Origin of the sequence: Kitasatospora sp. NPDC089509 (assembly GCF_044749365.1) — a bacterium.
In the GTDB taxonomy this organism is placed as follows: domain Bacteria; phylum Actinomycetota; class Actinomycetes; order Streptomycetales; family Streptomycetaceae; genus Kitasatospora.
In genome coordinates this window covers 72,506-82,901 of sequence record NZ_JBIVHS010000018.1, presented here as the reverse complement: position 1 = coordinate 82,901, position 10,396 = coordinate 72,506, and the positions used below count along the sequence as shown (strand labels likewise).

The window sequence follows — 10,396 nt, the reverse complement described above, 5'->3', positions numbered from 1 at the left end:
ACACCCGGACCGGACTCCTTGTCAGCCAGGATCCGCGCCACCTCGGCCCGGTCCTCATCCTCGGCGCGGGCCTTGAACTGTCCCTCCTTGAGGAACTTCTCCAGCTCAGCGGCCGTGCCGTGCCGCAGGACCGCCTTGGCGGCCTCCCTCAGCACCGGCCCGGCATTGTTGATCACCTGGGAGACCCGCACCCGGTTGTCGATGAACCGCTGCTCGGCCAACTCGACCTCCAGGAAGTGCCGCACCGCAGCGGCATCCCCGGCGAGCGCCTTCTCCCCGGCCTCCCGCACACCCGGACCGGACTCCTTGTCAGCCAGGATCCGCGCCACCTCGGCCCGGTCGCGCTTCTCCTGCTCGCTCGTGCCGTGGTCCCCGGCCTCGTCGGGCTGGTCGGAGGCGGTGTCGGGGCTGGAGAGCCCGGTGGGCCGCGGGCCGCCGGCAGCCGCGGCTGCGGACGGGAAGAGGACGGCGGGGGCCAGCACGGCGGCCGCGATGACGGCGGAGGCCTTTGGCAGCTTCATCGAGCGAAACCTGATTCATGCGAAGAATGTGTGAGCGCCCACAGCCTAGATCGCTTTTTACGTTTGTCATACCAACTTTTTGCTGAATCCAGGCCCCCGCACATTCCCCCCCTCCCCGTCACGTCACGCTCGGCTGCGGGAGACCTCAGAAAACCGCCTTGATCAGCCGGTCCAGCGCCGCCGGAAAGGTCTGCGCCGGATCCGAGTCCGCGTCGCCCGTGGTCAGTCCTGCGGTCAGGATCCGCTCTCCCCCCGGGGTCGCGATCATCAGTGCGCCGTAGCCGCCCGGGGCGCCGCCGTTGTGGTGGACGATGGTGGCGTTCCCGCTCTCCGGGCCCAACTCCTGGACGAACAGGCCCAGTCCGTACCCGAGCGGTCCGTGCGGCGTCCGCATCTGCGTCAGCAGTGCGTCCGGCAGGAGCCGGCCGCCGAGCAGGGCGCCGAAGAACACCTGGAGGTCGCGGGTGGTCGAGATCATGTCCCCGGCGCCGCACAGCAGCGAGAGGTTCTGCCGCGACACGTCCACCACCGCCCACTCCCCGTCGTCCCGGTAGCGGTAGTAGCCGTGGGCGTGCGGGCCGGGCAGCTCGCTCAGGTCGCCCGGGACCACGGTGTCCCGCAGGCCGAGCGGCTGCAGGACGCGCCGCCGCATCTCCTCGGCGTAGGAGCGCCCGCTCAGCGCCTCGACCAGCAGCACGGCCAGCGTGTAGTTGGTGTTGGAGTAGCTCTGGTCCGTCCCCGGCTCGAACCGGGCCGGCTTGGCGAGCGCGAACTCGACCAGCTGGTCCGGCCGGTAGCTGTGGAACCGGTTCTCCACCCACGGTTTGCCGATCGATGGCAGCCCGGGCACGAACTCCCCGTGCTCGTCGAGCTCGCCGGTGCAGTTGTAGACGCCGCTGGTGTGCTGGAGCAGCATCCGCACGGTGATCCGCCCGTCCAGCCCGAACCGGGGCAGGTGCTCGCCGACCGGGGAGTCCAGCCCGATCACGCCGTCGGCCACCAGCTGCAGCACCAGGGCGGCGACGAAGGTCTTCGTCGTGCTGCCGATCCAGAACAGCCCTTCGGTGGAGGGCGGTTCGCTTGCACCCAGCTCGCGTACCCCGGCACCGCCGGCCCACTCACCGGCCTCCCCGCGCACCCGCAGCTGTATACCGGCGAATCCGGCGGCGATGAACTCCTCTGCAGCCTGCTGGAATTCGGGACCGCCTTGCTCGAATTCGGGACCGCCCTGCTCGATCACGCTCATCGTCGTTCCTTCTTCCGCGAATGCCGGCGTGGGGTGGCGTGCCGGTCAGAGGCTGCGGGCGGTGATGTCGCCGTGGGCGGTGGTGGCGTGGACGGTCAGGCCGGGGGTGTCGTCGGCGTTGCGCAGCGCGTTCTCGATCCGGCCGTAGCCGGTGCCGGCGTCGAGGGCGGCGGAGACCCCACGGGCCGCGCCGAGGTCGATGCTCCCGTACTCGGTGCGCAGGGTGACGGCGCCCTGGACGGCCTCGGCGATCCGCAGGTCGCCCTTCAGGGTGCGGATCTCGGCGGAGCCGCCGAGCCGGCCGACGGTGACGTCCCCGGCCTGGAGGTCGATCCGGGCACCGGCGGTCTCGTCGAGCTTGACGGTGCCCTGGTCGGCCTTGAGGGTGACGTCGCCGAGCCGGCCGACGCCCCGGAACTCGCCCAGCGCGGCCGTGGCCTCCACCCGGGAGCCGGCGGGCAGTTGGACGGTGACCTCGACCGAGCCGGAGTTGCCGATCAGCCGGTTCTCCGCCTCCGGGGTCCGGACCCGCAGCACGCCGTCGGCGTACCCGACCTCGACCCGCTCGGCCGCCTTGACGTCGCGGCTCTTCCCGGCGGCTGCCGGCCGGACCTCGACGACGGTGTCCGCCCGGTCCGAGGCGATGAGCCGGATCAGGCCCGCGGGGATGTCCAGGACGACCGAGACCGGGGTGGGGGTGGCGAACTTCTGCATCGTGCGCTCCTTCGTTTCCGCGTCGCGGACCACTCGGCCCGCCGCTTTCCGACAACAGAAACGCTACGTTGCGTTCGAAGTCCGGGCAACAGTGAAGCTGCAACAACCCCCCATCCCTGCAGCTCAGAGCCGCGAAATCATTGCAACGACTCTGCCGAGAATGCAACGCCACCCACCCCCACCATTGCAATGGACTGACGGCGAACGCTACGCCGGGCCGCTGTGCCACCACCCCGAGCGGCCGTGCCTGTTCAGCAGCACCGAGACGGTGTCGTCCTGCGCGTTGGTGACCGCCAGGTCCGGCGCCCGGCCGCCGGTGAAGCGCCCGGCCACCACCCGGTCCGGCGTGGAGTAGTGGCCGGACCCGGTGGGGTAGAACTCCGGCGCCCGGAAGCCGCCGTCCCCGCGCCCGCGCAGCAGCGCCACCGAGTTGTCACCGGTCGCCAGCGCCAGGTCGTCCCGACCGCGCCCGGTGAAGTCCCCCACCGTCACCGAGACCGGCCCGCTGCCCGCCGGGTAGGCGTGGACCGGGCCGAAGGTGCCGTCCCCGTTGCCCAGCAGCACCTTGGCGGACTGCTCCGCGTCGGCGAGCACCAGGTCCAACCGCCCGTCCCGGCGCAGGTCGCCGACCGCCACCGACACCGGGACGCCGCCGACCCAGTAGTCCGTCGGGGTGCCCAGCGTGCCGTCCCCGTTGCCGGGGAAGACCGCCACCTCGCTGACCCCGTCCAGGGCCACCGCGAGGTCCAGGTGGCCGCTGCCGCCGAAGTCGGCCAACGCGATCGAGGCCGGGTTGGAGTTGGCGCCGGTCGGGAAGGTGCGGGCCGGCTGGAAGCTGCCGTCCCCGTTACCCAGCAGCAGCGAGACGCTGCCGTCCCCGAAGTCGCCGAGGTTCGCCACCGCCAGGTCCAGCGTGCCGGTGCCCCGGAAGTCGCCGAGGGCGACCGCGTCCGGATGCGAACCGGTCGGGAAGGTGCGGGCCGGTTGGAAGGTGCCGTCCCCGTTGCCGAGCAGCACCGAGACCACGCTGTCGTCCTGGTCGGCGACCACCAGGTCCCGCACCCCGATCCCGCGCAGGTCGCCCACCGCGACCGAGGTCGGACCCGCCCCGGCCGGGAAGGTCCGCTGTGGGGCGAAGCCGCCGGCGCCGTCGTTCAGCAGGACCGAGACCGTCCCGTCCCCGGCATTCGCCACCACAAGGTCCGTCCGGCCGCCGCCGGTGAAGTCACCGGTCGCCACCCCGCGCGGATTGTGTCCCACCGGGTAGTCGGTCTTCGGCGCGAACACCCCGGGCCGGGCCGCCGCCGCACCGCCCGGCAGGGCCGCCACCGTGCCCATCGCCAACAGTCCGGCCACCACCAGTGCCTGACTCGCCATCAGTTTCCGCATGCCGCACCGCTCCCGTCCGGGCGCCGCTCGGCGCCCACTCGGCGCGATGGTCGCCCGACGGGCGGCGCGACGGGGGCAACGACACCCCGGAGTCGCCGGTTCGGCCGGGAGCGCGCCGGGGCTCAGCCCTTACCGCGCCGGGGATCAGCCCTTACCGCGTCGGAGATCAGCCCCGGCCGCGCAGGAACCCGTCCGCGAGGTCGACGGCCTCCCGGACCGGCACCAACCGGCACTCCGCCGAACCGATCCGCCCGACCCCGACCCCCGCGGCCGCGCCCAGCACCCGCTCGCCCAGCCCGGCGAAGTGCAGGTCGTCCAGGTCCGGGGCCCGGAAGCCGACCCAGCCCTCCGGCCCCACGCAGCGGTAGTCCCGCAGCCGCACGTCCGGCTGCCGCAGGTCCGCGAGGTGGAACGGCGTGAACCGGGCCATCTCCACGCCGAGCATCAGCGTCCGGGCGTCCAGCTCGTACAGCTTCCCGAGCGGCGAGTCCGGCCCCAGGTGGGAGGTGAGCGGGTGCCGGGCGGTGATCTCGCCCGCCAGCGGGCCGACCGCCGCCCAGGAGGTCTGCGGGTGCCCGCTGCGCAGGGCGCCCGGCCGGGTGCGGACGGCCTCCGAGAGCGCACCCATGGTGGGCGAGGCCGGGGTGGTGGCCGGGTCGAACCTCGGCATCCGCGCCCGGTACTCCGCCACCTCCTCGGCCGACATCCCGGCCACCGCGGCCTGGTAGATCCGCGAGGTGGAGGAGTTCTCGGGCGTGGCCGTATAGGCCGCCAACGTCCCTTCCGGGCCCAGGAGTTCGAGCAGCACGTCGACCACCCCGGCCGCCCCGCCCTCGACCGGCCCGAGCGCCCGCAGCGACGCCTGGACGTGCAACACCATGCCCGCCCGGACACCCAACCGACGGAACCGGTCCGCGAGTACGGCCGCAGAGACCATCTCGAACCCTCCTGTTCAGGCCGTGGCCAGGCGCTCCTGCCGCGCCCGCCCGGCGTCCCGCTCCGCCGCCGCCGGCAGTGGAACGGCCAGCCAGGGGGCGACGCTCTCCCCCATACCCTCCGCGAACCGTGCGCCAAGCCCGGTCAGCGCCCCCGACTCCGCCAGCCGCTCGACCGCCTCCGCCGTGTACCGCCGCCAGAGCGCGAACTGCGCCCGCGCCCGGTCCGCCGCCTCCCCCGCCAGACCGTCGTACGCGGCCGTCCGGGTGCCCCAGTACTCGGTCACCGCCAGGTGCGCGTACGTGCCCTGGAGCAGGCCCTCCAGCGGGCGCGGATCGGGCCGCCAGGGCGCGAAGTACAGCCGGTCGTCGGCCCGGTCGTACAGGTCGAACAGGTCCAGCACCGCGCCGAGCTTCACGTGCTGGAACTCGTGCGCCAGCAGCAGCGCCAGCGTCGGCGCCGTCGCGGGCCGGGCGATGGCCACCGCCCCGTACGCCTGCCGCGCGGCCGAACTGACGTCCCGCCCGGTCGGCCCGGGCCGCAGCGGTGTGACCGTCCCCAACCCGGCCCGCAGTCCCTCCGCGTACCGCGGCAGGTCCCGTCCGAGCAGCTCCCAGGCCTCCCGCAACGCGCCCGTCCAGGCCAGCAGTTCGGCCTCCGGCAGTCGCCCGGCCACCGGGTGGTCGTGGCTGTCCCGCAGCGGGTCGAGGTCCTCCAGCGCGACCGTCCACCCCCCGGCCAGCCGGACCCGCCGCAACGGCCGGTCCAGCTCGGTGCGCACCGACCCGTCGGAGGCCCGCACCTCGAACCCGTCCGCCCGGCCGGTCACCACCGCCTCGCCGTCCGGGACCTCGACCCACCCCAGCGTCGGCAGGTACAGCCCGCCGCCCCGGGCCGGCACCTGGACGGCGTCCCCCCGCCCGGCCCGCACCGCCGCCGCGGCCGCCAGCGCCGCCATCGGGCCCAGCCCCACCGAGAGGTCCCCGGCCAGCCGCCGCGCCGCCCACGCCCGCGCGTACGGATGGCCCAGCACCGCGTCCACCTCCGCGGGGGCGGCCACGTCCAGCTCCGACAGCAACTCCCACGCCTCGGCCCGCCCCTGCCCGGAGGCATCCCAGGCGGCGGCCAACATGGCCCGGGTGAGCGCCAGTTGGGCCCGGGACAGCGCGGCGACGGTGTCCGCACCGCCGTATCCCCGGGCCAGTTCGTCGAGTTGGGCCGACGAGAGCCGCGTCGGGGCGACCGCGGCGACCGGGGCGGACAGTGGTGACCCGCCGCCCTGGGCCGGCACCGGGCCCGACCCGGAAGCCGAGGCCGAAGGCGAAGCGGCGGCCGAAGCCGCGCCGCGAGCCGCGCCGGGAGCCGAACCGCCGCTGCCCGCAATGCCGTTGATGAGCGTCATGAGGTCCCCGCAGTAGACGGAGGGATTGTCGAAGGCGTTGTCCGCCCGGTAGCGGTGGGCGTACAGCCCACCCCCGCAGGCCCGGACCACCGGGCAGGCCCGGCAGGTCGCACTCAGCCCGGCGAGTCCGGACTGCCGGGCGGCGATGCCCGGGTGCCGGGCGAGGTCGTCGATGCTGTGCGCGAAAACGTTCATGCCGGTGACGGGCGCACCGTCGTACGCGGTCTTCAGGCTGTCCGCCTGCTCGAAGGTCCCGTCCGTCTCCAGCACCGCTAGGTCCGAGGGCTCCAGTCCGAGCGACTCGGTGAGGCTGGAGAGCCCGCGCACGGTCCGGTGCACGGACTCGAAGGTGCGCACCGCGAACGGCCGCCGGTCCGTTTCCCACAGCCTGTGGACGGTGAGCAGCCAGTCCGCGTACGGCGTCTGCGCGGCATCGCCCGGCAGCCGCTTCGGCGGCTCCTCCCAGGTGGCGTGCGGCAGCAGGAAGTCCACGGCGGGGGGCCGGAGTTCGACCAGCGCCCGGTAGACGGCCACCGGGTCGTTCTCGATGTCGATGGTGCACAGCAGCCCGGCGAACAGGTGCCGGTACTCGGGGCGGTTCAGCAGCGCGACGGCCCGCAGCACCTGGGGGTGGCTGCTGCGCCCGTCGGCGAAGCGCCGGTGGCGGTCGTTGGCGGCCTTGTCGCCGTCCAGCGAGATGCCGACCTTGACGCCGACCTCCGCGAACAGCGCGCAGAAGGCCTCGCTGAGCAGGACGCCGTTGGTGTGGATGCGCAGGTCGAGGGCGCAGCCGGGCGGGAGGGCGGCCCGGAGCGCTTCGGCTGCGCGGCGCAACCGGTCCGGGCCGGCGAGCAGGGGTTCTCCCCCGTGCAGGACGACCCGGACGGCGGACAGCCGGTGGGCGATCGCATGCTCGCCGATCCGCTCGGCGGCCTTGGCCAGGATCCCGTCCCCGATGACCTTGGGGCGGGAGCGCCAGCTGCTGTCCGCGTGCTCGTAGACGTAGCAGTGGTCGCAGGCGAGATCGCACCGACTGTGCATCTTGACGACGAATTGCGTCAGGGGCACCGGAATTCGCGTCATCATGGGTGTGGCAGGTTCAGCTCGGCCTGGGTTCCGTTTCGGTCGTCCGGAGTTGTCAGATCGAGGAGTTGAAGGCCGCGACCGGCACGAGGCCGGATTCCGCGCCGGGGAGGGCGCGCTGCAGCCGGGCGGCGAGTTCCTCCGCACCCAGGGCGGCGAGCTCGGCGAGGGAGGGGCGTTCCGGCGTCTCCTGAGTGTCAGTGAGGTTGCCGGCCGGCCTGATGCTGGTTACCGGAGTCATATTCGTTTCCTTAGGCGCGGTTAGGACCTGCCGAGTGCGGGTAGGCCACCCGGTTGCGACCAATGTAGTGCCCGCGAGGACTCCGCGCGGCACCTTGCCCCCTCAAGTTGGTCTGCCCAGCCACTCGACGCTGTACCACGGCGCGCGAGAGCCTGAGAATTCACCCGTTCAGCGGTCGCGCACTGAGCCGTTGCGCGCGCCGAAACGCGTTGACCGGAGCGAGCGTTCGACCCGGCCGTCCCTTCCCGCACGGATGCGCGCCGGCCGCGCTCCGACCACGCGCCGGGCGCCCGGGCCCGCCGCCCGGACGTCCCCGGACCGCGGGCCCGGTCCGTCCGGACCTGCTCGCCTCAACCGCCCAGCGCCCGCCCGGCCCGCACCAGCTCCTCGGTGAACTCCCGGCCGTCGTCGGTGAGTTCGCCGCACTCCAGCAGGGTCCCGGCGGCCGCCAGGGTGTGCGCTCGCCAGCAGGCGAACTCCCGTTCCGCACGAGCCCGTTCACCCACCCCGGCGGCCGCCTCGGCGCACCAGAAGGACGCCACGCCCAGGTGCGCGTACGTCCCCTGGAGCAGCGCCCCGGCCGGGCGCGGATCGGGGCGCCAGGGGGCGTGGTAGACCGCCGGACCGTTCGGCCGGTGCAGCGGCACCAGGTCCAGCAGGGCGCCGAGTTGGACGTGCAGGAACTCGTGCACCAGGGCCAGCGCGAGCAGCACCGGATCGGCGGGCAGCGAGGTCGCCACCGCCCCGTAGGCCCGCCGGGCGGCGGCGCTGACCGCCTCCCCGCCGGGGGCCGGGCGCAGCGGCACCAGCACGGCCACGCAGGCCGCCACCGCCTCCGCGTGCTGCCGGTGACGGCGCACCAGGATCTCCCAGGCGTCCGCCAAGCTCCGTTCCCACGCGCACAGTTCGCCATCGGAGAGCGGTCCGACCGGGGGCCGTCCGTAGTCCACCCGGCGCGGACCGAGGTGGTCGAGCAGCGGCGTCCAGCGCAGCCCGTCGCACTCCAGCTCCAGGACGGGCGAGGGCTCCGCCCGCAGGAACGCACCCAGCCCGTCCGGCGGCACCTCCTCGCCGAGCGACAGCGCGCGCAGCCGGTCCGCCGCCCAGGCGTCCAACTCCGGTCGCAGCAGCACCTCTTCCCAGCGCGACCGGTCGGTCCGCTGGAGCGCGCACACCTCGCCGTACGCCGCCCGGTAGTCCTCGTCCCGCGGCGCCGCCCGGCGCAGCGCCAGCAGCAGCAGCGCCCGCTTGCTCAGCTGCCCCGCGCGCAGCAGTCGCACGGCCTCCGGACCGCCGCGCGCACCCGCGATCGCCCGGAAGGTCGCCCGGTCCAACGCGTGCCGCGGCAGCCCGTCGGCGGCCCGCCCGGCCGCCGTGGACCCGCGCGCGCCCGGCACCCCGGCCGCCACCGCCTCGCCCGTACCCGTCACCGATCCGTCCTCTCCTGGATTCTCCTGGATTCCCGTGGATGGCCGTGGCTGCCCGTGGCTGGCCGAACACCCGATCGCCGACCCGCCGACCGCCTCGCCCGTACCCGTCACCGATCCGTCCGGTCCGCCCGCAGTGTCTCCCCACCCGGCGCCCGCTCAGCCGGTCCGGACCCGTGGATGCCCCGAACGGGTGAGTCCCGACCCGCACGCCCCCACGGCCCCCTGCCTACCGCCGCCGCCCGGCCCCGGCCAGCTCCGCCACCCCGGCCCGCAGCCGCGCCGCGATGTGCCGGATCAGCCGGTCGATGTCCGCGCAGTACACCGACGGGTGGCCGAACCCCCCGCCGGGCCCCTCCCCCGCCCAGCGGTGGGCGTACAGCCCGCCCCCGCAGACCCGCACCAGCGGACAGGCCGCGCACACCGGCCCGAGCCCGGCCAGGCCGCGCTGGCGCGCCCGGAACGCCGGGTGCGCGGCCGCCTCCGCGAAGCCGTGCCGCCACACGTCCAGCCCCGTCCCGGCGGCCCCCTGGTAGGCCACCTTGAGGCTGTCGGCCTGCTCGATCGTGCCGTCCGCCTCGACCACCACCAGGTCCACCGGCGCCAGCCCGACCGCCTCGCTGGCCGCCCGCCCGCCGAGCAGCAGCACGGACAGCTCCTCGAACAGCCGCACCCCGGTCTCCCGGTACGGCGCGTCGTACCAGCGGTCGAAGGCGGCGATCAGCCAGTCCCCGTACGGCGCCGCCTCCCGGTGGGACGGCGGTCCGACCGGCAGTGCGCGCCGCACCCCGGCCGGCTGCTCCCGCCAGGTGGCGTGCGGCAGCAGCAGGTCGAGCCGGGGCGGGGCGAAGTCCAGCAGCGCCTCGTAGGTGGCGACCGGGTCGGCCGCCAGGTCGACCACGCACAGCAGTCCCGCGAACAGCTCCCGGTGCTGCTCCGAGCCGAGCAGCCGCACCGCCGCCGCGGTCCGCTCCCAGCTGCCCGCGCCGGTGGGCAGCCGCCGGTGCCGGTCGTGGTCGGCCGGGGTGCCGTCCAGCGAGACCGCCACCCCGACCCGGTGCCGGTGCAGCACGTCGAGCAGCGCGGGTTCGTCCAGCAGCCGCAGCCCGTTGGTCTGCAGGCTGAACCGCACCCGGGGCGCGGACCCCGCCAACTCGGCCAGCAGGAAGTCCAGATGGTCCGCTCCGACGAGCAGCGGCTCCCCGCCGTGCAGCACCACCGAGACCTCGTCGAGCCCCTGCGCGGCCACGTGCTCGGCGATCCGCCGGGCGGTGCGGCGGACGGTCGCCGGTTCCATCCGCCGCGGCCGGTCGCGCCAACTCTGGTCGGCGCCCTCGTACATGTAGCAGTAGTCGCAGGCCAGGTTGCAGCGGCTGTGGATCTTCAGCAGGAACTGCCGGAACGGCACCATGCGCGAGAACCTAACACCGCCGGACC

9 protein-coding genes are annotated in these 10,396 nt (G+C 74.5%); all 9 read right to left on the bottom strand.

Translation table 11 applies throughout. The features are described from left to right. Positions 1 to 521 (bottom strand): ALF repeat-containing protein (locus ACIP4P_RS30545; protein WP_400923964.1); only part of this gene is annotated, 521 nt, incomplete at its 3' end. A gap of 145 nt (positions 522 to 666) precedes the next feature. Then, positions 667 to 1,767 (bottom strand): serine hydrolase domain-containing protein, encoded by a 1,101-nt coding sequence (locus tag ACIP4P_RS30540; protein WP_400923962.1) that lies wholly within the window; start codon positions 1,765 to 1,767, stop codon positions 667 to 669. Positions 1,768 to 1,812: 45 nt separating this feature from the next. Further along, positions 1,813 to 2,481, bottom strand: a complete 669-nt coding sequence (locus tag ACIP4P_RS30535) for a DUF4097 family beta strand repeat-containing protein (RefSeq protein ID WP_400923960.1) — start codon at positions 2,479 to 2,481, stop codon at positions 1,813 to 1,815. Positions 2,482 to 2,688: 207 nt separating this feature from the next. Then, positions 2,689 to 3,858: an FG-GAP repeat domain-containing protein gene (locus ACIP4P_RS30530; protein ID WP_400923958.1), complete on the bottom strand. Its 1,170-nt coding sequence runs from the start codon at positions 3,856 to 3,858 to the stop codon at positions 2,689 to 2,691. Positions 3,859 to 4,036: 178 nt separating this feature from the next. Continuing rightward, positions 4,037 to 4,807 (bottom strand): aminoglycoside N(3)-acetyltransferase, encoded by a 771-nt coding sequence (locus ACIP4P_RS30525; protein WP_400923956.1) that lies wholly within the window; start codon positions 4,805 to 4,807, stop codon positions 4,037 to 4,039. Positions 4,808 to 4,822: 15 nt separating this feature from the next. After that, positions 4,823 to 7,291: an FxsB family cyclophane-forming radical SAM/SPASM peptide maturase gene (locus ACIP4P_RS30520; RefSeq protein ID WP_400924154.1), complete on the bottom strand. Its 2,469-nt coding sequence runs from the start codon at positions 7,289 to 7,291 to the stop codon at positions 4,823 to 4,825. Between the two features lie 55 nt (positions 7,292 to 7,346). Beyond that, positions 7,347 to 7,532, bottom strand: coding sequence for a hypothetical protein (locus ACIP4P_RS30515; RefSeq protein WP_350517169.1), 186 nt, complete (start codon positions 7,530 to 7,532; stop codon positions 7,347 to 7,349). A gap of 350 nt (positions 7,533 to 7,882) precedes the next feature. Beyond that, entirely contained in the window at positions 7,883 to 8,962 is a 1,080-nt protein-coding gene (locus ACIP4P_RS30510; RefSeq protein WP_400923953.1) for an aKG-HExxH-type peptide beta-hydroxylase, read from the bottom strand. Between the two features lie 226 nt (positions 8,963 to 9,188). Continuing rightward, on the bottom strand, positions 9,189 to 10,370 hold the full coding sequence (locus tag ACIP4P_RS30505; RefSeq protein WP_400923951.1) for an FxsB family cyclophane-forming radical SAM/SPASM peptide maturase: 1,182 nt from the start codon (positions 10,368 to 10,370) through the stop codon (positions 9,189 to 9,191). Between the last annotated feature and the right edge of the window lie 26 nt (positions 10,371 to 10,396).

Excerpts from the sequence above, each read along its gene's own strand:
- ACIP4P_RS30540 (WP_400923962.1), bottom strand. The coding sequence starts at position 1,767 with ATGAGCGTGATCGAGCAGGGCGGTCCCGAATTCGAGCAAGGCGGTCCC.
- ACIP4P_RS30535 (WP_400923960.1), bottom strand. The coding sequence starts at position 2,481 with ATGCAGAAGTTCGCCACCCCCACCCCGGTCTCGGTCGTCCTGGACATC.
- ACIP4P_RS30530 (WP_400923958.1), bottom strand. The coding sequence starts at position 3,858 with ATGGCGAGTCAGGCACTGGTGGTGGCCGGACTGTTGGCGATGGGCACG.
- ACIP4P_RS30525 (WP_400923956.1), bottom strand. The coding sequence starts at position 4,807 with ATGGTCTCTGCGGCCGTACTCGCGGACCGGTTCCGTCGGTTGGGTGTC.
- ACIP4P_RS30520 (WP_400924154.1), bottom strand. The coding sequence starts at position 7,291 with ATGACGCGAATTCCGGTGCCCCTGACGCAATTCGTCGTCAAGATGCAC.
- ACIP4P_RS30515 (WP_350517169.1), bottom strand. The coding sequence starts at position 7,532 with ATGACTCCGGTAACCAGCATCAGGCCGGCCGGCAACCTCACTGACACT.
- ACIP4P_RS30505 (WP_400923951.1), bottom strand. The coding sequence starts at position 10,370 with ATGGTGCCGTTCCGGCAGTTCCTGCTGAAGATCCACAGCCGCTGCAAC.